At 74.6% G+C, this 21792-nt stretch carries 20 protein-coding genes and 1 pseudogene; 15 read left to right on the plus strand and 6 right to left on the minus strand.

What is annotated here, in order from left to right; translation table 11 throughout:
* The first annotated feature begins 39 nt into the window (after positions 1-39).
* Positions 40-2445 (plus strand): beta-xylosidase/alpha-l-arabinosidase, encoded by a 2406-nt coding sequence (locus ACRYR9_RS02050; RefSeq protein WP_432491491.1) that lies wholly within the window; start codon positions 40-42, stop codon positions 2443-2445.
* 17 nt (positions 2446-2462) lie between these two features.
* On the opposite strand, the gene ACRYR9_RS02055 is transcribed toward ACRYR9_RS02050, so the two are convergent.
* Complete coding sequence (locus tag ACRYR9_RS02055) at positions 2463-3104, minus strand: trimeric intracellular cation channel family protein (protein WP_432491493.1); 642 nt, start codon at positions 3102-3104, stop codon at positions 2463-2465.
* Between the two features lie 84 nt (positions 3105-3188).
* Between ACRYR9_RS02055 and ACRYR9_RS02060 the strand changes: the two genes are divergently transcribed.
* From ACRYR9_RS02060 to ACRYR9_RS02100, 9 genes are all read left to right on the plus strand, one after another.
* Entirely contained in the window at positions 3189-3965 is a 777-nt protein-coding gene (locus ACRYR9_RS02060) for a carbon-nitrogen hydrolase family protein (RefSeq protein ID WP_432491495.1), read from the plus strand.
* 144 nt (positions 3966-4109) lie between these two features.
* Positions 4110-5429, plus strand: coding sequence for an ABC transporter substrate-binding protein (locus ACRYR9_RS02065; RefSeq protein WP_432491497.1), 1320 nt, complete (start codon positions 4110-4112; stop codon positions 5427-5429).
* Positions 5426-7519, plus strand: coding sequence for a hypothetical protein (locus ACRYR9_RS02070; protein ID WP_432491499.1), 2094 nt, complete (start codon positions 5426-5428; stop codon positions 7517-7519). Before ACRYR9_RS02065 ends, ACRYR9_RS02070 begins: the two co-directional genes overlap by 4 nt.
* 283 nt (positions 7520-7802) lie before the next feature.
* Positions 7803-8048 carry a glutaredoxin-like protein NrdH gene (gene nrdH, locus ACRYR9_RS02075; protein ID WP_432491501.1) on the plus strand — a complete coding sequence of 82 codons (246 nt, stop codon included), beginning with the start codon at positions 7803-7805 and terminating at the stop codon, positions 8046-8048.
* A gap of 10 nt (positions 8049-8058) precedes the next feature.
* Positions 8059-8451, plus strand: a complete 393-nt coding sequence (nrdI, locus tag ACRYR9_RS02080; RefSeq protein ID WP_432491503.1) for a class Ib ribonucleoside-diphosphate reductase assembly flavoprotein NrdI — start codon at positions 8059-8061, stop codon at positions 8449-8451.
* Positions 8452-8486: 35 nt separating this feature from the next.
* Positions 8487-10619: a class 1b ribonucleoside-diphosphate reductase subunit alpha gene (gene nrdE / locus ACRYR9_RS02085; RefSeq protein ID WP_432491611.1), complete on the plus strand. Its 2133-nt coding sequence runs from the start codon at positions 8487-8489 to the stop codon at positions 10617-10619.
* A 50-nt stretch (positions 10620-10669) separates the two neighbouring features.
* Positions 10670-11644, plus strand: coding sequence for a class 1b ribonucleoside-diphosphate reductase subunit beta (nrdF, locus tag ACRYR9_RS02090; protein WP_432491505.1), 975 nt, complete (start codon positions 10670-10672; stop codon positions 11642-11644).
* A 225-nt stretch (positions 11645-11869) separates the two neighbouring features.
* Complete coding sequence (locus ACRYR9_RS02095) at positions 11870-12793, plus strand: universal stress protein (protein ID WP_432491507.1); 924 nt, start codon at positions 11870-11872, stop codon at positions 12791-12793.
* 124 nt (positions 12794-12917) lie between these two features.
* Entirely contained in the window at positions 12918-13859 is a 942-nt protein-coding gene (locus ACRYR9_RS02100) for a universal stress protein (RefSeq protein ID WP_432491509.1), read from the plus strand.
* Positions 13860-13939: 80 nt separating this feature from the next.
* Here the strand turns inward: ACRYR9_RS02100 and ACRYR9_RS02105 are convergent.
* From ACRYR9_RS02105 to ACRYR9_RS02115, 3 genes and pseudogenes are all read right to left on the minus strand, one after another.
* Positions 13940-14020, minus strand: a pseudogene (locus ACRYR9_RS02105) (methyl-accepting chemotaxis protein); the annotation flags it as partial.
* Positions 14017-14343: a hypothetical protein gene (locus ACRYR9_RS02110; protein ID WP_432491511.1), complete on the minus strand. Its 327-nt coding sequence runs from the start codon at positions 14341-14343 to the stop codon at positions 14017-14019. The pseudogene ACRYR9_RS02105 and the gene ACRYR9_RS02110, both read right to left, overlap by 4 nt.
* Positions 14344-14562: 219 nt before the next feature.
* Positions 14563-15081, minus strand: coding sequence for a MarR family winged helix-turn-helix transcriptional regulator (locus ACRYR9_RS02115; protein WP_432491513.1), 519 nt, complete (start codon positions 15079-15081; stop codon positions 14563-14565).
* 70 nt (positions 15082-15151) lie between these two features.
* Here ACRYR9_RS02115 and ACRYR9_RS02120 point away from each other — a divergent pair, with 70 nt between their 5' ends.
* Positions 15152-17257 carry an MMPL family transporter gene (locus ACRYR9_RS02120; protein WP_432491515.1) on the plus strand — a complete coding sequence of 702 codons (2106 nt, stop codon included), beginning with the start codon at positions 15152-15154 and terminating at the stop codon, positions 17255-17257.
* Positions 17258-17273: 16 nt separating this feature from the next.
* Here ACRYR9_RS02120 and ACRYR9_RS02125 read toward each other — a convergent pair whose 3' ends face one another.
* Complete coding sequence (locus ACRYR9_RS02125) at positions 17274-17684, minus strand: TIGR03618 family F420-dependent PPOX class oxidoreductase (RefSeq protein ID WP_432491517.1); 411 nt, start codon at positions 17682-17684, stop codon at positions 17274-17276.
* Positions 17685-17963: 279 nt separating this feature from the next.
* Here ACRYR9_RS02125 and ACRYR9_RS02130 point away from each other — a divergent pair, with 279 nt between their 5' ends.
* Positions 17964-19466: a SulP family inorganic anion transporter gene (locus ACRYR9_RS02130; protein ID WP_432491613.1), complete on the plus strand. Its 1503-nt coding sequence runs from the start codon at positions 17964-17966 to the stop codon at positions 19464-19466.
* A gap of 55 nt (positions 19467-19521) precedes the next feature.
* Here the strand turns inward: ACRYR9_RS02130 and ACRYR9_RS02135 are convergent, their stop codons facing one another.
* Positions 19522-19773, minus strand: a complete 252-nt coding sequence (locus ACRYR9_RS02135; protein ID WP_432491519.1) for a hypothetical protein — start codon at positions 19771-19773, stop codon at positions 19522-19524.
* Between the two features lie 64 nt (positions 19774-19837).
* On the opposite strand from ACRYR9_RS02135, the gene ACRYR9_RS02140 reads away from it, so the two are divergent.
* From ACRYR9_RS02140 to ACRYR9_RS02150, 3 genes are read left to right on the plus strand one after another with little or no spacing between them, the layout of a single operon-like run.
* A complete protein-coding gene (locus ACRYR9_RS02140; protein ID WP_432491521.1) occupies positions 19838-20332 on the plus strand; it encodes a MarR family winged helix-turn-helix transcriptional regulator in 495 nt (164 codons plus the stop codon).
* 40 nt (positions 20333-20372) lie between these two features.
* A complete protein-coding gene (locus ACRYR9_RS02145) occupies positions 20373-20804 on the plus strand; it encodes a nitroreductase family deazaflavin-dependent oxidoreductase (protein ID WP_432491523.1) in 432 nt (143 codons plus the stop codon).
* A gap of 38 nt (positions 20805-20842) precedes the next feature.
* A complete protein-coding gene (locus tag ACRYR9_RS02150) occupies positions 20843-21781 on the plus strand; it encodes an LLM class flavin-dependent oxidoreductase (RefSeq protein ID WP_432491615.1) in 939 nt (312 codons plus the stop codon).
* Positions 21782-21792 lie beyond the last annotated feature (11 nt).

Genomic DNA, 21792 nt, shown 5'->3' on the forward strand with positions numbered 1-21792 from the left:
CCGCCGCCCGCACCCGGCGCGGCCCCACCGAGGAGCACCATGACCACGCTCGACCAGCCGGCCACCGCGCCCGCCGACGCGCAGCCCCGCCCCTGGCACGACACGTCGCTGCCGCCCGCCGAGCGCGCCGAGGCGCTGCTGGCGGAGATGACGCTGGAGGAGAAGGTCGCCCAGCTCGGCAGCCGGTGGGTGGGCAACAGCCACGGCGGCGGCGAGGGGGCCGTGGCGCCCGCGGAGGTCACCGGCACCGGCAACGTCGCCCCCCTGCAGGACGTCTTCTCCGCCGGTGCGGTGGAGTTCGAGGAGGCCAGCCGGCACGGCCTGGGGCACCTCACCCGCGTGTTCGGCTCCCGCCCGGTCAGCGTCGAGGAGGGCCGCGCGGAGGTCGTGCGCCTGCAGCGCTCCATCGTCGAGCGCACCCGCCTGGGCGTCCCCGCGATCGTGCACGAGGAGTGCCTGACGGGCTTCACCGCCTTCGGCGCCACCGTCTACCCGGCGGCGCTGGCGTGGGGCGCGACCTTCGACCCCGCTCTCGTCGAGCGCATGGCCGCCGCGATCGGCGCGGACATGCGCGCCGTCGGCGTGCACCAGGGCCTCTCGCCCGTCCTGGACGTCGTGCGCGACTACCGCTGGGGGCGCGTCGAGGAGACCATGGGCGAGGACCCCCACCTCGTCTCCACCCTGGGCGCCGCCTACGTGCGCGGCCTGCAGAGCGCCGACGTCGTCGCCACCCTGAAGCACTTCGCCGGGTACTCCGCCTCGCGCGCCGCCCGCAACCACGGCCCCGTCTCGATGGGCCCGCGCGAGTTCGCCGACGTCGTCCTGCCGCCGTTCGAGGCGGCGCTGCGCCACGGCGGCGCCCGCTCGGTGATGAACTCCTACACCGACGTCGACGGCGTGCCAGCGGTCTCCGACGAGCGGCTGTTCACCGAGCTGCTGCGCGACCGGTGGGGCTTCACCGGCACCGTCGTCTCGGACTACTCCGCCATCGCGTTCCTGGCCTCGATGCACCGCACCGCCGCCGACGAGACCGACGCGGGCGTGCAGGCGCTGCGCGCCGGCATCGACGTGGAGCTGCCCGACACCCTCTGCTTCGGCGACCGCCTCGTGGCCGCCGTGCGCACCGGCGTGGTCGAGGAGTCCTACGTGGACCGGGCGCTGCGCCGCCTGCTGACGCAGAAGGCCGAGCTCGGCCTTCTGGACGCCGACTGGACCCCGGAGGGTTCCGTCGCCGCCGGCGAGGGGCGCGAGCTGGACTCCGCGGGCAACCGCGCCATCGCCCGCGAACTGGCCGAGCGCAGCGTGGTGCTCCTCGCGAACGACGGCACCCTGCCGCTGGCGCCCGCCACCGCGCGCCGCGTCGCCGTCGTCGGCCCGTGCGCGGACGACCCGAACACCTTCATGGGCTGCTACTCCTTCGCCAACCACGTGCTGCCCCGCTACCCGCAGCTCGGGCTGGGCACTGAGGTGCCCACCGTCCTGGAGGCGCTGCGAGCCGAACCCGGCGCCGCGTGGGAGGTCGTGCACGAGCGCGGGTGCGACGTGCGCGAGCAGGACCCCTCCGGCATCCCCGCCGCCGTGGAGGCCGCCCGCGGCGCCGACGTCGTCGTGGCCGTCGTCGGCGACCGCGCCGGCATGTTCGGCGCCGGCACCTCCGGCGAGGGCTGCGACGCCGACGACCTGCGCCTGCCGGGCGTCCAGGAGGACCTGGTGCGCGAGCTCATCGCCACCGGCACCCCCGTCGTCCTCGTCGTCGTCTCCGGCCGGCCCTACGCCCTGGGCGAGCTGACCGGCGCCGCCGCGGTCGTGCAGGCGTTCATGCCCGGTGAGGAGGGCGGCGGCGCGATCGCCGGGGTGCTGTCCGGGCGCGTGAACCCCAGCGGCAAGCTGCCCGTGCAGGTGCCCGCCACCCACGGCGGCCAGCCCGGCACCTACCTGCAGCCCCCGCTGGGCGCGGACAGCCAGGGCATCAGCAACCTCGACCCCACGCCGCTGTTCCCGTTCGGCCACGGGCTGTCGTACACCGCGTTCGCGGTCCAGGACCTGCAGCTGTCCAGCGCCGAGGTGCCCACCGACGGTTCCGTCGAGGTGTCCGTGACGGTGCGCAACACCGGTGCGGTCGCGGGGGAGGAGGTCGTGCAGCTGTACCTGCACGACGTGCTCGCCCAGGTGACCCGCCCGGTGCGCGAGCTGACCGGTTTCACCCGGGTCCCGCTGCAGGCCGGCGAGGCGGCGCGGGTGACGTTCGAGGTGCACGCGGACCGCACCAGCTTCACCGGCCGCCGCGGTGAGCGCGTCGTCGAGCCCGGCGAGGTGGAGGTGCTCGTCGGCACCTCCGCCGCGGACACCCCGTGCACCGGCTCGTTCCGGCTCACCGGGGCGCTGCGCACGGTCGGTTTCGACCGCGTCACCACCACCCCGGTGCGCGTGGTCCCCCGGGGCTGAAGCCGCTGGGCTGAGCCCTACTCCTCCAGCTCGTCGGGGGTGCGCAGCGTGGCGCGCGGCGCCTGCCAGCCGCGCAGCACACCCCCGGCGCGCAGGACCGCGCACAGCGCCGCCCCGGCCAGCGCCCACACCAGGGGCCGCCCGCCCAGTTCCGGGCCCAGCGCGGCGGCGGCGGCGCCCAGCAGCGCGGGGATCGCGTACAGCCCACCGGTGAGGATCGTGGGCACCTGCCGCACCAGCACGTCGCGCATCGTGCCGCCGCCCACGGCGGTCAGCGCGCCCAGCAGCACCGCCTGCCCCGGCCCCAGCCCCGCCTCCACGGCCACGCGCGCACCGGTCACCGCGAACAGCGACAACCCCATCGTGTCGAAGAGCAGCAGCGGCCGCGACAGCCGCGCCAGCAGCGCGTGCCCCCAGAACGCGATCAGGCCGCCGGCCGTGGCGGTCGCCAGGTAGTACCAGGTGCGCAGGGACGCCGGCGGCAGCTCGCCCAGCAGCACGTCGCGCAGCATCCCGCCGCCGATCGCGGTGATGACCCCCAGGGTGACCACCCCGAACAGGTCGAGCGTGGTGCGGCGCATGGCCGTCAGCGCCCCGTCGAGGGCGAAGGCGAGCACGCCCACCAGGTCCAGGAGCAGCAGCAGGTGCGTCGCGCTCACCGCAGGAGTGTGCCCGCCAACGCGCGGGAGGGCAGGATCGGGTCCGTCCGGGCGGCGAGGGACCGCGCTGGGGGAGGGGGACCCGTGCGCGTCGCGCTCGGCCAGATCAGCAGCACCGGCGACCCGCGCGCCAACCTCGAGCTGGTCGCCGCGGAGGTCGCCGCGGCCCGCGGGGCGGGCGCGCGGCTGCTGGTGCTGCCCGAGGCGACGATGTGCCGCTTCGGGGTGCCGCTGGCGCCCGTCGCCGAGCCGGTCGACGGGCCGTGGGCCGCCGAGCTGGAGCGCCTGGCCGACGAGGCCGGGCTGACGGTGGTGGCGGGCGCCTTCACCCCGGGGGAGGGCGGGCGGGTCCGCAACACCCTGCTGGTGCGCGGAGCCGGCGTGCGCGCGCACTACGACAAGATCCACGTCTACGACGCCTTCGGGTACGCCGAGTCCGACGCCGTCGAGCCGGGGCGCGAGCCGGTCGTCGTCGAGGTCGACGGGGTCGGGGTGGGGCTGGCCACCTGCTACGACGTGCGCTTCCCGGGGTTGTTCACCGCGCTCGCGGACCGGGGCGCCTCGGTGGTGGCCGTGGCGGCCTCCTGGGGGGCCGGGCCGGGCAAGGCGGAGCAGTGGGAACTGCTGGTGCGCGCCCGCGCGCTGGACTCCACCTGCTCCGTGGTCGCGTGCGGCCAGGCCGACCTCGGGGTGCCCTCGGACGCCCCGACGGGGGTGGGGCGCTCGCTGGTGGCCGGGCCCCTGGGGCAGGTGCTGGCGCAGCTCGGCCCGGGGACCGGCCGCCTCGTGGTGGACGTCGACCCGGGCGAGGTGCAGCGGACCCGCGAGGTGCTGCCCGTGCTGGTGAACCGCAGGTTCTGACGAGGTTCCCGCCGAGTCCGCGGAGTTTCGGGAAGTTTCGGTTCCCGCGACCTTGACCCTGTCGGGAGCGTCCCGTAGAAACGTTTCACGGAAAGCCTTTCACAGAGTCGTCCGCGCTGTCGCGGACCGGGAGGGACCACGACGATGACGTCTCCGTGGAACGGGCACGGCCCGCGGATTACCCGCCGCCGTCTCGTCGGGCTCACGGGCCTGGCTGCGCTCGGCGCCACCACCGGCTGCGGTGGCGGCGACGGCGGCGGCGGCGGGGAGGGTGCGGCGGCCCTGCGGTTCTCCTGGTGGGGCAACGCCGACCGGGCCGCCGCCACGCAGCGGGCGATCGACGCGTTCCAGGCGGCGAACCCCGGTACCACCGTGGCCGGTGAGTGGGCGGACTTCACCGGTTACTTCGACCGGCTCGCGACGAATGTCGCCGCGAACGACGCCCCGGACGTCATCACGCTCGGGGGTGCCTACCCCCGCGAGTACGGCGACCGCGGCGCGCTGCTGGACCTCTCCGAGGTCGCCGACGTCCTCCGGCTCGACCGGATCGACGCGGCGGCGCTGTCGAACGGCGAGTTCTCGGGAGTGCAGTACGGGGTGCCCACCGGGGTGAACACGTACTGCCTGGTCGTGAACCCGGTCCTCTTCGAGCAGACCGGGACCGCCCTGCCGGACGACGCCACCTGGACGTGGGAGGACTTCGAGCGGATCGCTGCGGAGCTCTCGGCCGCCACCCCCGAGGGCACCTACGGCGCGGTCGACCCGACGACGGCCGACGCGCTGGACCTGTTCTCCCGCCAGCGCGGCGAAGGCCTGTACACCGAGGACGGTGGGTTGGCGATCTCCGCGGCCACGCTCGAGGAGTGGTGGACGACCACGCTGCGGATGTCGGGCGAGGGGGCGACGCCGCCGGCTTCGCTGACGACGGAGCTGCTGGCCGACGCCGCACCGGAGCAGACCCTCATGGGACGCGGCCTCGCCGGCATGATGCTGGGCTGGAGCAACACGCTGCCCGCGCTGCGGGCCGCGTCCGGGCAGCCGCTGCAGCTGCTGCGCGCGCCCGGCGAGTCGGTGGAGCAGCCGGGCATGTGGTTGCAGGCGTCGCAGCTGTACTCGATCAGCAGCCGCACCGAGCACCCCGAGGAGGCGGCGCGCCTGGTCGACTTCCTCGTCAACACCCCGGAAGCCGGGAGGATCGTCAAGGCGGACCGGGGGATCCCGACGAACCCCGACGTGCTCGAGGCGGTCCTGCCGGAGTTCGACGACGACCAGCGGGCGCAGGCGGAGTTCATCGCCCGCGTCACCCCGGTGGTGGGCGACGCCCTCGTCATCGGCCCCGTGGGTTCCACGGAGACGCGCGGCGTCGTCGAGCGCCTGAACGCCGACGTCCTCTTCGGGCGGACCGACCCGGCGGCGGCGGCCGAGGCGTTCCGGGAGCAGGTCGGCCAGGCGATCGGGGCGTGAGCGGCGGCGTCCACCCCGGCGTCGACCGCCGCGCGCTGGTGCGCGCGCACGACGTCGTCGTGCGCGGCGTCCTGCCGGACAGCCCGCTGTCCGTGGGCAACGGGCGGTTCGCCGCGACGGTCGACGTCACCGGTCTGCAGACGTTCCCGCAGCTGCACCCGCTGCCGGACGCGGGCGGCGGCCCGGCCGGGACGATGCTCGGCACGCTCGCGGAGTGGGCCTGGCACAGCGATCCGAACCCGCGGGGCTTCCGCACTGCGGACGCCGAGCGGGTGCTGGACACCCCGCACGGCCCGGCCACGTACGTGGACATGACGCGCGGCGCCGACGGGCGCAGCGCGGACGGCTTGACGGCCGCGGAGGCGTGGTTGCGGGCCAACCCCCACCGCTTCGACCTCTTCCGGGCCGGGTTCACGGTCGACGGGCGCCCGGCTCGCCCGCACGAGCTGTACGACGCGGAACAGCGCCTGGACCTGTGGGCGGGGACCCTGACCAGCCGCGTGGACCTGGCCGGGCGCCTGCTGGAGGTCACCACCACGGCGCACCCGGACGTCGACGCCCTGGCCGTGCGGGTGCGCGGCGACCTGCGCGGGATCGGGGTGCGCCTGACGTTCGGTGCCGCCTCGACGTCGTGGAACCTCGCGCGCGACGACTCCCGCCCGCAGGCGCACAGCAGCGTCCTGCGCCGCACCGCGGGCGGTCACGTGGTCGAGCGCCGCCTCGACGCGACCTCCTACCGCGTCGACGTGCGCACCGACGGCGACGTGCACGGTGCCGGGGCGCACGCCGTGGACGTCCTCCCGCGCGGCGCTGGCCTGGACCTCGTGCTGGTGCCCGGCCTCGGGGAGCCCTCCGCCGTGCCGGGCGTGGAGCGGTGCCTGGCTGATTCCGGTGCGCACTGGGCGGCGTTCTGGGAGCGCGGCGCCGTCGTCGACGTCACCGGCAGCCGCGACCCGCGCGCGCCGGAGCTGCAGCGGCGCCTCGTGCTGTCGCAGTTCACCACCGCTCTGCACAGCGCCGGCACCCTGCCGCCGGCCGAGACGGGGCTGGTGGTCAACAGCTGGCGCGGCCGGAGCCACCTGGAGATGCACTGGTGGCACGCCGCCCACTTCCCGCTGTGGGGGCGCGCGGACCTGCTCGAGCGCAGTCTGGGCTGGTACGAGCGCGTCCTGCCGCGCGCGCAGCGCACGGCGCGGCGGCAGGGCCTGCCCGGGGCGCGCTGGCCGAAGCAGGTGACCCCGGAGGGGGAGGAGACGCCCAGCGACATCGGCCCCTTCCTGCTGTGGCAGCAACCGCACCCGATCCACCTGGCGGAACTGGTGCGCCGCAGCGCCGCCGGCACGCCGCGGGAGGCGGAGGTGCTGCGGCGGTGGGCACCGCTGGTGGCCGAGACGGCCCGGTTCGCCGCCGCGCTGCCCGTGCCGGGCCCGGACGGGCGCCTGCACCTGGGCCCGCCCCTGGTGCCGGCGCAGGAGTCGTGGGCGGACGTGCGCGAGAGCGCGAGCGACCCCGCGTTCGAGCTGGCGCAGTGGCGCTGGAGCCTGCGCACGGCCGCCGCGTGGTCCCGGCGCCTGGGGGCGGAGCCGGACCCGGCCTGGGAGCGGGTCGCCGACCGGCTGGCGGCGCCGCGGGTGCGCGACGGGCTGCTGGCGGCCCTGGACCGCGACGAGCCGACGCGCCGCACCGACCACCCGTCGATGTTGTGCGCCTCGGGCGTGGTGCCCGCCACCGGCCTCGTCGACCCCGCGGTGGTGCGCGCGACGCTGCACGACGTGCTGGCCGACTGGGACTGGGCCAGCGCGTGGGGCTGGGACTTCCCGGCGATCGCGATGGCGGCCGCCCGGGCGGGGGAGCCGAACCTGGCCGTCGACGCCCTTCTGTCGCCCGTGGCCAAGAACCGCTACCTGCCCAGCGGGCACAACCACCAGACGCCGGTGCTGCCGCTGTACCTGCCCGGCAACGGCGGCCTGCTCGCCGCCGTGGCGCTCATGGCCGGTGGCTGGGACGGTGACGGCGGCAGGCACGCCCCGGGCTTCCCCGCCGACGGGTCCTGGACGGTGCGTGCGCAGGGCCTGGTCCGCTCGCCCTGAGCACCGGCCCCGGCGCGACGGGGGCGCGCCGGGCGCGACACGCCATTGACGCTCCGTGATAATCCTGTTACTTCCGGTTGTTCTCCACACGTTCCCCACACCTCCCCGGAGCAACGGCGCAGGTCACGGGCTCGGGCGGGGTGGTTGTCCACCGCTTCCACAGCCTGGGGAAATCACACGCGTGTGACACACCATCTTGTGGTGCCTTGCGATGTCGCCCCCTAGGGGTAGTGTCTGACTCACCCCAGCACGCCGGGCTCGCACCCGAGGGAAGGACCACCCCATGAGCATCACCGTCTACAGCACGCCGTCCTGCGTGCAGTGCAAGGCGACCTACCGCGCGCTCGACCGCAAGGGCCTGCCCTACGAGGTCGTGGACGTCACCAGCGACGCGCAGGCGCTGCAGGCGGTGCGCGCCCTGGGTCACGTCCAGGCCCCCGTCGTCGTCAGCGGCGACGAGCACTGGTCCGGCTTCCGCCCCGACCGCATCGAGGCCCTCGCCGAGCGCTTCGCCGCCGTCTCCGCCTGAGGCGGACGCGGTGCCGCTCGACGTCGTCTACTTCTCGAGCGTCTCGGGCAACACCCACCGCTTCGTCGAGAAGCTGGGCCTGCCGGCGCACCGCATCCCGTTGCGCGCCGGCGACGGGCACCTGAGCGTCACCCGGCCCTACGTCCTCATCGTCCCCACCTACGGCGGGGGCGGCGGTGCGGGAGCGGTGCCCAAGCAGGTCGTCCGCTTCCTCAACGACCCGGCCAACCGCGCCCTCGTGCGGGGCGCCATCGGCGCCGGCAACACCAACTTCGGCACCCACTACGCCGTGGCCGGCGACGTCGTCGCCGCCAAGTGCCGGGTTCCCCACCTGTACCGCTTCGAGCTCTTCGGCACGCCCGAGGACGTGCGTCGCGTCCGCGACGGATTGGACACGCTGTGACCCTCACCTCCGACGCCCCCGAGGTCTCCGGGACCGTGCCGCAGCCGGCCGTCCCCGCCTCGCCGGGCTTCCACTCGCTCAACGCGATGCTGAACCTGTGGGACGAGCAGGGGCGCATCCAGTTCGACGCGGACCGCGAGGCGGCGCGCCAGTACTTCCTGCAGCACGTCATCCCGAACACCCCGACCTTCGAGAGCTTCGAGGCCCGCCTGGAGCACCTCGTCGCCGAGGGGTACTACGAGGCCGAGGTGCTCGACCGCTACCCGCGCACCTTCGTGCGCGAGCTCACCGACCGCGCCCACGCCGCGAGGTTCCGCTTCGCCACCTTCCTGGGTGCGTTCAAGTTCTTCACCAGCTACGCGTTGAAGAGCTTCGACGGCAAGCAGTACCTCGAGGGCTTCGAGGACCGCGCCGTGATGACGGCCCTGACCCTCGCCGCCGGCGACGAGGCGCTGGCCACCGCGATCACCGACGAGATCGTCAGCGGCCGCTTCCAGCCGGCCACCCCCACGTTCCTCAACGCCGGCAAGGCCTCCCGCGGTGAGCTGGTCTCCTGCTTCCTGCTGCGCATCGAGGACGACATGGAGTCCATCGGCCGCGGCATCAACTCCGCCCTGCAGCTGTCCAAGCGCGGCGGCGGCGTGGCGCTGCTGCTGAGCAACATCCGTGAGTACGGCGCGCCCATCAAGCGCATCGAGAACCAGTCCTCCGGCGTCATCCCCGTGATGAAGCTGCTGGAGGACTCCTTCTCCTACGCCAACCAGCTCGGCGCACGCCAGGGCGCCGGCGCGGTGTACCTCTCGGCGCACCACCCCGACATCATGCGGTTCCTGGACACCAAGCGGGAGAACGCGGACGAGAAGATCCGCATCAAGACCCTCAGCCTGGGCGTCGTGGTCCCCGACATCACCTTCGAGCTCGCCAAGAACAACGAGCCGATGCACCTGTTCTCCCCGTACGACGTGGAGCGCGTGTACGGCGTGCCGTTCGGCGACCTGTCGGTGTCCGAGAAGTACCGCGAGATGGTCGCCGACGACCGGATCCGCAAGACGCAGATCAACGCCCGCGACTTCTTCCAGACCCTCGCCGAGCTGCAGTTCGAGTCGGGTTACCCGTACGTCGTGTTCGAGGACACGGTGAACCGGGCCAACCCGATCGACGGCCGCATCAACATGTCGAACCTCTGCTCGGAGATCCTGCAGGTCAACACCCCCAGCAAGCTGGGCGAGGACCTCGGCTACGAGGTCGTCGGCAAGGACATCTCCTGCAACCTGGGCTCGCTGAACATCGCCCTGGCCATGGACGGCGGCGACCTCGGTGCCACGGTCGGCACCGCGGTGCGCGCCCTGACGGCCGTCTCCGTCGCCAGCGACATCCGCTCGGTGCCCTCCATCGCCCACGGCAACTCCCGCTCGCACGCCATCGGCCTGGGGCAGATGAACCTGCACGGCTACCTGGCCCGCGAGCACGTGCACTACGGCAGCGCCGAGGGCATCGACTTCACGAACATCTACTTCTACTCGGTGCTGTTCCACGCGCTGCGCGCCTCGAACGAGATCGCCATCGAGACCGGCACGACGTTCGAGGGGTTCGAGCGCTCCGCCTACGCCGACGGCAGCTTCTTCGACAAGTACACCGAGCAGGAGTGGGCCCCGGCCACCGAGCGGGTCGCGCAGCTGTTCGCGGACGCCGGCATCGCGATCCCCACGCAGGACGACTGGCGGTCGCTGAAGGCGTCCGTGGTGCAGCACGGCATCTTCAACCAGAACCTGCAGGCCGTGCCGCCCACCGGCTCCATCAGCTACATCAACAACTCCACCTCCTCGATCCACCCGATCGCCTCCAAGATCGAGATCCGCAAGGAGGGCAAGCTCGGCCGCGTGTACTACCCGGCGCCGTTCATGACGAACGACAACCTGGAGTACTACCAGGACGCGTACGAGATCGGCCCCGAGAAGATCATCGACACCTACGCGGCGGCCACCCAGCACGTCGACCAGGGCCTGTCGCTGACGCTGTTCTTCAAGGACACCGCCACCACCCGCGACGTCAACCGCGCGCAGATCTACGCGTGGCGCAAGGGCATCAAGACGATCTACTACGTGCGCATCCGCCAGATGGCGCTGGAGGGCACCGAGGTCGAGGGCTGCGTCAGCTGCATGCTCTGACGAGCGGCACGACGGCGGCGCAGGACCAGGCACGAGGGACGAAGGACGAGATGGTGGAGAAGCTCAAGCTCATCGATCGCGTGAACGCGATCAACTGGAACCGGGTGCCGGACGAGAAGGACCTCGAGGTCTGGAACCGCCTCACGAGCAACTTCTGGCTGCCGGAGAAGGTGCCGCTGTCCAACGACGTGCAGTCGTGGGCACGGCTGTCGGACGCCGAGCGCACACTGACGATGCGGGTGTTCACGGGCCTGACCCTGCTGGACACCATCCAGGGCACGGTGGGTGCCGTCTCGCTCATCCCGGACGCGCTGACCCCGCACGAGGAGGCCGTCTACACGAACATCGCGTTCATGGAGTCGGTGCACGCCCGCAGCTACTCCTCGATCTTCTCCACCCTCGCCTCCACCCAGGCGATCGACGAGGCCTTCACCTGGTCGGAGCAGAACGAGGCGCTGCAGCGCAAGGCGTCCATCGTGCTGGAGTACTACCACGGCGACGACCCGCTGAAGCGGAAGGTGGCCTCCACCCTGCTGGAGTCCTTCCTCTTCTACTCCGGCTTCTTCCTGCCGATGCACTTCTCGTCCCGCGCCCAGCTGACGAACACCGCCGACCTCATCCGGCTGATCATCCGCGACGAGGCCGTGCACGGCTACTACATCGGCTACAAGTACCAGCGCGGCCTGGAGCTGGTGGACCAGGCCAAGCGCGACGAGCTCAAGGACTACACGTTCGACCTGCTCTTCGAGCTGTACGACAACGAGTGCGAGTACACCGCGGACCTCTACGACGGCGTCGGGCTCACCGAGGACGTCAAGACCTTCCTGCACTACAACGCCAACAAGGCGCTGATGAACCTCGGCTACGAGGGCATGTTCCCCGCGGACACGACGAAGGTCGACCCCGCCATCCTGTCCGCCCTGTCGCCGAACGCGGACGAGAACCACGACTTCTTCTCCGGCTCCGGTTCCAGCTACGTCATCGGCAAGGCCGTGGCCACCGAGGACGAGGACTGGGAGTTCTGATCTGCGTCGCGGGCCCGTCGTGACCACACACCCGACGGGCCCGCGGCGCGCACACCAGCAGGGGCCGGACCGGGCGCGCGAGCGCCGGGACCGGCCCCTGCGTCGTGTCCGGGCCGGCTCCCACTACCGCTGCGCGCCCGGGCGGCGCACCATGGGAGGGCCGGGGCCTCGCCGTCGCGGCCGGAGGGACCGCGCGAGGGTGCCGGGGGCCGCCGAGGAGGAGCCGTGAGCAGTGGGAGCAGCAGGATCGTCGTAGGGGTCGCCGAGGAGGGCGCGTCCGGTGCGGCCGTGCGCTGGGCGGCCGCCGAGGCCGCCCGGCGGGGAGCGCACGTGCACCTCGTGCACGCCGTCCCGCACGAGGTGCCGTACGCGGTGCCCCAGGTGCTGGGGGTGCACGCCCCGGCGGCGCCGCTGCCGCCCGAGCCGCCCGGGCACCCGCAGGAGCCGGACGTCGCGCTGCGCCGCGCCGCCGAGCAGGTCCGCGCCGTGGCGCCCGGTGTGCCGGTGCGCACCTCCACCGTGCGCAGCACCGCGCGCGAGGTGCTGCTGCAGGCGGCCGGGGACGCCGACCTGCTCGTCGTCGGGCCGGGCCGCAGCACCGCGCCCCTCGCCGAGCACGCCCCCTGCCCCGTCGTCGTGGTCGCCGCCGACGCGCCCGCCGGGGCCCGCGGCGTCGTCGTGGGCTTCGACGTCTCGCCGGCCGCCGTCGCCGCGCTGGAGTTCGCCGCCGCCCAGGCGGCCCGGTGGCACCAGCCGCTGCGCGTGGTGCACACCACCCACCTGCCCGTGGACCACCTGGCCCTCACCGACCCCGAGGCGTACGCCGCGGGCCGGCGGCTGGCCCGGGCCCGCGCCCGCGAGGTGGTCGAGCGGGCCGTCGCCGCGGTGCGCGAGCGCCACGGCGTCCCCGCGGACGTCGTGGTGGTGGCGGACTCCTTCGCCTCCGACGTGCTGGTGGAGAGGTCCCGCCACGCCCGCCTGCTCGTCGTCGGCGCGCACGAGCGCACCACGTTCCCGCGCGCGCTGCGGGGGTCCACCGAGCGCGCGGTGCTGCACCGCGCGCACGTGCCCGTCGCGGTCGTCCCGCCCCCCGCCCGCGTCACGGACCTGCGGGGCGACCCGGCCGGGGAACTGGTCGGCACCGCCTGAGCGCAGCGCCCGGCACGGTTCCGGGCTCCGCGACCTTGGTCCCTGTCCCCGGCGGTGCGTCGAGAGGAGGCTGGCGGCAGCCGGGGGTTCCGGTGGACGGGCGGGTCGGGGCGGAGGGCCGGCGATGAGCAGCACGAGCAAGGTCGTCGTGGGGGTCGAGGAGGTCGGGACCGCGGCAGCGGCCCTGCGGTGGGCGGCGGCGGCAGCGCGTCGGCGCGGTGCGGCGCTGCACCTCGTGCGGGCGGTGCCGTACCCGGCGGCGGCGGACGCGGCCACGGCGTGGGCCGTGGCCGGCCTCCTGGAGGACCTGGAGGAGGCCGCCCGCGCGACCGTGGCGGAGGCGGCGGCGCTCGTGCGGGCCGAGGCCCCGGACGTCGTGGTCACCACGGCCGTCGAGCGCGGCGCTCCCCGCCCGGTGCTGCTGCGCGCCTGCGGGGACGCGGCCCTGGTGGTCACCGGCCGACGGCGCCGGGAGGGGCGCCGGTGGGCGGTTCCGGGGCTGCGGCTGGGGTCCACGAGCCTGTTCCTGGCAGCCCACGCCCCCTGCTCGGCGGTGGTGGTGCCAGCCGACGCCCCCGACGGTGCCCGCGGGGTCGTCGTCGGGTTCGACGGCTCGCCCCTGGCCGCGCGGGCGCTGGAGGTCGCGGCCGCCGAGGCGGAGCGGCTGGGGGAGGGCCTGCGCGTCGTGCACGCCGTGCACCTGCAGCTGGACCCGTCGCTGGCGGTCGACCCGGGCCTGTGCGAGCAGTTGCGCGAGGACGCGGTGCAGCGGGCCCGCGAGGTGGTGCGGGTGGCGGTCCAGGAGGTCGTCGCCGCCCACCCCGTCCCGGTGGAGCAGGTCGTCCCGGCCGACGCGTTCGCCTCCGACGCCCTGCTCGACGCCGCCCGCGGCGCGCGCCTGCTCGTCGTCGGCTCGCGCGGGCACGGGGCCTTCCTGCGCGCGCTGCTCGGTTCCACCAGCCACGCGGTGCTGCAGAGCGCCGAGGTCCCCGTGCTGGTGGTCCCCGACGCCGAGCGGGCCGCCGCCCACCACCGGCGCCCGGACCTGGCGGCCAGCGCGGGCTGACGCGGCGGCCGAGGGCCGCCGGTCTCCGTGGTGAGCTCCTCCACCTCGCCGGCCACGACGGCCAAACCCTTGCCGAGCTCCCCGGCGCGGGCGGCCTCGATGGTGGCGTTCAGGGAGAGCGGCTCGGTCTGGCCGGCGAGCTGGCCGGTGACGGCGTTCACGCGGAGATCCGCGACACGGAGCTCTCCAGCTGCTGGACGGTGCCGGCGGCGGTCGCCGCCGGCCGCCCGTTCGTCGCGGTGTGTGCGGCCCGCTGGGCGCGTTCGATCCCGGCAGCCTGCGCGGCCAGGGTCGCGGCGACCGCGACGAGCTCCTCGCGGCGGCCGCGCTCGGCGTCCACCTGCTTGAGCGCGGCGCGCTGCTGCGCCGCGGCGGTCTCGGTGCGCTCACGCTCGACGTCCTCGGCGATCCGCTCGCTCTCGCGCTCCGCCCCCGCGGCGAAGTGCCACAGGAACAGGGTCCCGGCGATCTCCAGGACGAGCATGCCCACGTGGTGGGCGACCACCCCGCCCGGTGCAGGCCGTGCACGTGGGTGTGGAACACCCGCTCGGGGAACAGCGCCCCGATCACGACGTGGTGCACGGCGGCCACGACGACGGCGGCCGCCAGCACGCACCAGGACTGGTGGAGCGCGATGAACACCAGGATCACGAACGGGTGGAAGTGCGCCGCCCGCCTCGACGACGGGGTCCCGGGCGCACGGTCAGCCCGCGTCGTCGCGGTGGGCCTGCAGCGCGGCGGTCATGTCGCCGAGGAAGCGGCGCACGACCTCCAGCTCGGCGTCGTCGTAGCGGGTCATCAGCTCGTCGCTGCGCCGCCCGAGCGGGCCGAAGAACTCCACCGCCACGGCGGCCCCGTGCTCGCCGAAGCGCAGGTGCACCTTGCGGCGGTCCGCGGTGTCGCGCTCGCGGCGCAGGTGCCCGGCCCGCTCCAGGCGGTCGACGACGCCGGTGGCCGCGCCGGACGTCAGGCCCAGGGCGGTGGCGAGCTCCCCGGTGGTCATCGGCTCGCCCTCGCCCTCGCGCCGCATGACGTGCAGCAGCGCCCGCACGTCGGTGGGGTGCAGCCCGCGGCTGCCGGCGAAGTCGTCCGCGACCCGCTGCGCCTGGACGCCGAGGTCGCGCACGAGGTCGAGGACCTCGGCCTGCAGGCGCTCGCGGGGGGTGTCGCGCCGCCGGTACATGCGGGCCGGGCCGGTGCGTTCCGGGGACTGGCTGCTCATCGGTTTGCCACCCTACCTCACGCCTGCTAGACATCTCAGTCGCTGAACCATCCATCCAATGAGGTGTTTCGTGACCGAGCAGTCCCCTTTCGCCCGAGCGGTCGGGCGCGTCGTCACCGGCCGCGTCACCGCGTGGCTCGTCCTGCTCGTCGCGCTGCTCGCAGCCGGTGCCGTGGCCGTCGGCAAGGGCGAGGCACCGCCCTCGCAGGCCGGCGGCACGCGCCTGCCCGAGAGCGCCGAGTCCGCCCGGGTGGCGCAGCTGCTGGAGGGGTTCCCGGGGGAGGAGACCGCCCCCGCCCTGGTGGTGTGGACGCGCGAGGACGGTTCGGCGCTCACCGACGCGGACACCGGTGCCGTGGCCGCCGCGGTGCAGCGGCTGAACCCCCTGGCCGTCGGCGGCCGCGTCTCCGGGCCGATCCCCTCCGGGGACGGCCGCGCCCTGCTGGCCGTCGTGCCGCTGGCGGCCGGGACCAGCGACGAGGAGACCGCGCGCGCCGTCGGCGACGTGCGCGCCGCCTCGCGCGCGGAGCTGCCCGAGGGGCTGCGCGCCCAGGTCACCGGTGGGCCGGCCTTCGGCGTGGACATCGCCGACTCCTTCTCCGGGGCCAACACCCGCCTGCTGCTCGTCACCGCCGGCGTCGTCGCCCTGCTGCTGCTGGTCACGTACCGAAGCCCCGTGCTGTGGCTGGTGCCGCTGGCCGTGGTCGGCATCGGCGACCAGACGGCCGCCGGGCTGCTCACCGTCGTCGACCGCATCGGGAACACCCCCGCAGACCCCTCCAGCACCGGCATCACCAGCGTCCTGGTCTTCGGCGCCGGCACCAACTACGCCCTGCTGCTCATCGCCCGCTACCGCGAGGAGCTGCGCCGCACCCCCGACCGGCGCCTGGCCATGCGCCGCGCCCTCGCCGGCGCCGGCCCGGCCATCCTGGCCAGCGCCTCCACGGTGGTGCTCGCGGTGCTCACGCTGCTCGTGGCGGTCCTGCCCTCCAACCGCTCCCTGGGCATCGACGTGGCCGTCGGCATCGTCGTCGCCGGGGTGTTCGGCCTGCTCGTGCTGCCCGCGGCGCTCGTGGTCTGCGGGCGCGGGCTGTTCTGGCCGTTCGTGCCGCGGGTGGGCTCGCAGGACACCTCCCGCACCGGCGGGTGGGCCCGGATCGCCGACCGCGTCGTGCGCCGGCCCTGGCCCGTCGTGGGCGTGTCGGTGCTGCTGCTGGCCGCGCTGGCCGCCGGGCTGGTCGGGGTGCAGCAGGGCCTGTCGCGGACCGAGCAGTTCCGCACCTCCGCCGAGGCCGTGGAGGGCGCCGAGACGCTGCAGCGGCACTACCCGGCGCAGGGCACCGAGCCGGCGCAGGTCGTGGCCGCCGCGAGCGCGGCCGAGCAGGTGCTCGCCGCAGCCTCCGCGGTCCCCGGTGTGGCCTCCGCGCAGGTCGTCGCCTCCGCCGGCGACCTCGTGCGCATCGACGCCGCCCTCGAGGCCGCACCCGGCTCGGCGGCCTCCCGCGAGACCGTCGAACGGCTGCGCGAGGCGGTGGGCGCGGTGCCCGTCGCCGACGCCCTCGTCGGCGGCACCGAGGCCGAGGCCGTCGACGAGCGAGCCGCCTCCCAGCGCGACCTGCTCGTGGTCGGGCCCCTCGTCGTCGCCGTGGTGCTGGCGGTCCTGATCGTCCTGCTGCGCGCGCTGCTGGGGCCCGTCCTGCTGGTGGTGACGGTTCTGGCCACCTACGCCGCGGCCCTGGGCGCCGGGAACCTGCTGTTCGAGAACGTCTTCGGCTTCCCCGCCCTGGACACCGGGGTCCCGCTGTTCTCGCTGCTGTTCCTCGTGGCCCTGGGGGTGGACTACAACATCTTCCTCGTCACCCGGGCGCGGGAGGAGGCGCGCGCCGCCGGCACCCGCGACGGCATCCGCACGGCCGTCGCCGTCACCGGCGGCGTCATCACCAGCGCGGGCGTCCTGCTGGCCGCCGTGTTCACCGTCCTGGGGGTGCTGCCGCTCATCACGCTGACCCAGATCGGCGTCGTCGTCTGCATCGGCGTGCTGCTGGACACCCTGCTCGTGCGGACCCTGCTGGTGCCGGCGATCGTCGCGCTGCTCGGGGAGCGGTTCTGGTGGCCGGGGCGCGTGGAGCGCGCCGACGCGCCCCGGCACCTCCAGGCGGCGGACGCGGCTCGCTGACGCCCCCGCGGTGGCCTCACCCCTGCTGGGCGGCGCCCCAGCCGTGCCAGCGCTCCACCTCGACCAGCGCGCTGACGCGGGCGCGGTCGCGCGTGGGGTAGTCGGTGCCCAGGTAGTGCCGCGAGAGGCGGTCGATGTCGGTCAGGTCGGGGTCGTCGCGGAACTCCACGACGCGGCCCTGGACGCTGACGTGGGTGTACCAGTCGTCCTGCGCCAGCGCGGTGAGGGAGACCCGGGGGTCGGCGCGCAGGTGCCGCAGGCGTGCGCGGGCGGCGTCGAGGTTGAGCAGCACGCGCCCGTCGTCCTCGAGCAGGTACCAGGTGGCGACGCTGACGGGGTGGCCGTCGGGGTGGACGGTCGCCATCACGGCCGGGTTGGGCCGGGCGAACAGCGCGGCGACGTCCTGCGGCAGGGGCGGGGTGGGCACGGGGGTCTCCCTCACGTCGATCGGTCCGGTGCCCGGGATGCTACGGCCCGGCCGCGGTGGACCGTGGGTGGTCGTCTGGACTCTGACGTGACGTGAAGGTACGGTTCCGGAGGACCGTCGCACCGTCGACGCACCTCGCGGTGCTCCGGCGCGGCTCCACGGACGAACCGGCGCAGCGGTGCGCCCCGGTGGAGATCGACCTCAGACCCGCCCACCAGGGGTGCGCTGCGGCGGGCCCCGTGAGCACGAACGGAAGCACCCTTGACCAACCCCGAGCAGATGACCGCGCCCGCGCCGGCCGGCCCGCCCCGCAGCGGACCGGGCCGGCCGGCGTGGCTGGCCTCGCCGAAGGTGCTGCGCACCGAGGTCCTGTCCGGCCTGGTGGTGGCCCTGGCGCTGATCCCGGAGGCCATCTCCTTCTCCATCATCGCCGGCGTGGACCCGCGGGTGGGGTTGTTCGCCTCGTTCACCATGGCCGTCTCGATCGCCTTCCTGGGCGGGCGCCCGGCGATGATCTCCGCGGCCACCGGTGCGGTGGCGCTGGTGATCGCCCCCCTGGTGCGCGAGCACGGGCTGGACCACCTCATCGCCGCCGTGATCCTGGCCGGCGTCTTCCAGGTGGTCCTCGGGCTGCTCGGGGTGGCGCGCCTGATGCGGTTCATCCCGCGCAGCGTCATGGTCGGCTTCGTCAACGCCCTGGCCATCCTCATCTTCACCGCCCAGCTGCCGTACCTGCGCGACGTGCCGTGGGTCGTCTACGCGATGGTGGCCGTCGGCATCGCCATCATGGTGTTCCTGCCGAGGCTGACCACGGTGGTGCCCGCGCCGCTGGTGGCGATCGTGCTGCTGACCGTGGCGGTGGTGCTCAGCGGGCTGGTGGTGCCGGACGTGGGCGACCAGGGGGCGCTGCCCGAGACGCTGCCGACGCTGCTCCTGCCGGACGTGCCGTGGACGCTGGAGACGCTGCAGATCATCGCGCCCTACTCCCTGGGGGTGGCGCTGGTCGGGCTGATGGAGTCGCTGATGACGGCCAAGCTGGTCGACGACATCACCGACACCCGCTCGCACAAGACCCGCGAGGCGTGGGGCCAGGGCGCGGCGAACATCATCACCGGCTTCTTCGGCGGCATGGGCGGCTGCGCCATGATCGGCCAGACGATGATCAACGTGCGTTCCGGCGCGCGCACCCGCCTGTCGACGTTCCTGGCCGGGTTGTTCCTGCTGATCCTCGTCGTCGGCCTGGGCGACGTGGTCGCGATCATCCCGATGGCCGCCCTGGTCGCCGTGATGGTCATGGTCTCGGTCGGGACGTTCGACTGGCACTCGGTGCGCCCGGCGACGCTGCGGCGCATGCCCCGCAGCGAGACCACGGTGATGGTCGTGACCGTCGCGGTGGTGGTGGCCACCCACAACCTCGCCATCGGCGTCGTCGTCGGTGTGCTGGTCGCCGCGCTGCTGTTCGCCCGGCGGGTCGCGCACCTGGTCGAGGTCACCGGTGAGCTGGAGCAGGACGGGGCGGTGCGCCGCTACCGCGTCGAGGGGGCGCTGTTCTTCGCCTCCTCCAACGACCTGGTGTACCAGTTCGACTACGCCGAGGACCCGCACGAGGTGGTCATCGACCTGTCGGGCGCGCACGTGTGGGACGCCTCCACCGTCGCCGCCCTGGACGCCATCACCACCAAGTACGAGGCCAAGGGCAAGCACGCGCGGATCGTGGGGCTGAACGAGGCCAGCGCGCAGCGCTACGAGCGCCTGGCCGGGCACCTGGGCGGGGGCCACTGACCCGCGGGCACCGACCCCGACTGCTGGGGAGGCGCCGGCGTGCCCGGCCGGTGCCTCAGGCGGGGTCCTGCCCGCCCTTGCGCTCCACCAGGTAGGTGTGGCCGCCCACGGTGACGCGCTCCCACTGCGCGTACCCGGCGCGGGCCTCCTCCTCGGTGCGCGGGCCGCGCTGCGGGCCGTCCTCCGCCGACACCTGCGCGGGGCCGCTGAAGGAGAAGAAGGCGTCCAGCACCAGGTCGACCCAGCGGTTCTTGGCCCGGGGTCGCTGCAGGCTCCTCGGCAGGCCGTCGGTGTCGTCGAAGGGCATGGCGTCCTCAGCTCGATGTTTCGCCCGGCAATGGTTCGTGCACTAATCATCGTACGCTGGGCCGGTGAGCTCAACCCCCGACCAGCCCGCCGCGACCGGTTCCGCACCCGGTCGCGAGCAGGACCCGTTGGCCCTGGAGCGGCAGGTCTGCTTCGCCCTGGTCGTCGCCGCCCGCAGCGTCCTGTCGGTCTACCGCCCGGTGCTGGAGCCGATGGGCCTGACCCACCCGCAGTACCTGGTCATGCTGGCCCTGTGGGGCCGGGAACCCCTCTCGGTGCGCGAGCTCAGCGAGACCCTCGCCCTGGACGCCCCCACGCTCTCCCCGCTGCTCAAGCGCCTGGAGGCCGCGGGCCTGCTCCAGCGCAACAGGCTGCCGGAGGACCAGCGATCCCTGGCGGTCTCCCTCACCGAGCAGGGGCGAGCGCTGCGCGCGCGCGCCGAGCAGGTCCCCGCGCAGGTCGTCCAGCGCCTCGGGGTGGACGTCGCCGAGCTGGAGGCCCTGCGCGACGGGCTGAGCCGGATCATCGCCGCAGCGGGAGCGCCCGGGCGGGAGGGCTGACGGGCCGTCCCCGCGGGCAGGTGCGGCGTAGGGTCGCGCCATGACCTCCGCCACCGACCTGCACGGCGACCCGCACGTCGCGCGCTACCTGGAGACGAACGGTGAGGACGGGTACCACTGGCGCGGCGGGACCACGATCCTCATCCTCTTCACGAAGGGCCGGAAGTCCGGCGAGCAGCGCTCGCACGCGCTGATCTTCCGCCCGCACGGCGACGCGTACCTCGTCGTCGCCTCCAACGGCGGCACCGACGCCCCGCCCGCGTGGTTCCTGAACCTCCAGGCCGACCCGGACGTCGAGGTGCAGGTCAAGGGCGAGCGGTTCCGCGCCCGCGCCCGCGTCGCCACCGCCGAGGAGAAGCCGGCCGTGTGGGCGTCGATGGTCGAGGTGTGGCCGGACTACGACGAGTACCAGTCCAAGACGTCCCGGGAGATCCCCGTCGTCGTCCTCGAGCGCACCGGCGACCCGGCGTGAGCGCGGGCCCGGGCGGCCGCCCCGGCCGCGTCGGGGTGATGCTCCCGCGCGACCTCGACGCCGCCCGGGTCCTGCCCTTCGCGCGCCGCGCCGACGAACTCGGCTTCGACGAGCTGTGGGTCGTGGAGGACCTGGGTTTCCGCGGCGGCATCGCCCAGGCCGCAGCGGTCCTGGCCTCCACCTCCCGGCTGCGCGTCGGCATCGGCGTCCTGCCCGCGGGCGCGCGCAACGTCGCGTTCACCGCGATGGAGGTCGCCACCCTCGCCCAGCTGTTCCCCGGTCGCCTGGACGTCGGCCTGGGCCACGGGATGCCCGCCTGGATGCGCTCGGTGGGGCAGTGGCCCACCAGCCCCCTCGCGCTGCTGGAGGCCCAGTTCCTCGCGCTCGCGGACCTGCTGCGCGGCGAGGTCGCCGACACCACCGGCTCCGGCGGCCCGGTGCGCCTGGACGCGGTGCGCCTGGACCCCTCCGCCGTCCCCGACGGGGTGCCGCCGCTGCTGGCGGGGGTGCGCGGGCCCCGCTCCCTGGCGCTGGCGGGCCGCGTCGCGGACGGCACGGTGCTGGCCGAGCCGACCACCCCCGAGTACGTGCGCGACGCGCTGGCCCGCACCGGTGCGGACCGTCCGCACCGCGTGGTCGCCTACAACGCGGCCGCCGTCCACCCCGACGAGGCCGTCGCCCTGGCGGTGGCGCGCACCGGGCTGGAGTGGATCGGCGAACCCGACTGGGCCCCGCACCTGGCGCCGCTGCCGTTCGCCGCGGACCTGGCCGCGCTGCGCCGCGACTGCGGCACCCGCGAGGAGTTCGCGCGGCGCCTGCCGGAGGAGTGGGTGCGACGGCTGGCGGTGACGGGGACGCCCGCCGCGGCGCGCGAACGGCTGGCGGGGTTGTTCGCCGCCGGCGTCACCAGCGCCGTGCTCATCCCCGTGGGCGCAGACCCCGAGGAGCAGCTGGAGCAGCTCGCCGCCGTCCTGTGACGGGCGAGCGG

Origin of the sequence: Kineococcus auxinigenes (assembly GCF_050871525.1) — a bacterium.
Classification (GTDB): domain Bacteria; phylum Actinomycetota; class Actinomycetes; order Actinomycetales; family Kineococcaceae; genus Kineococcus.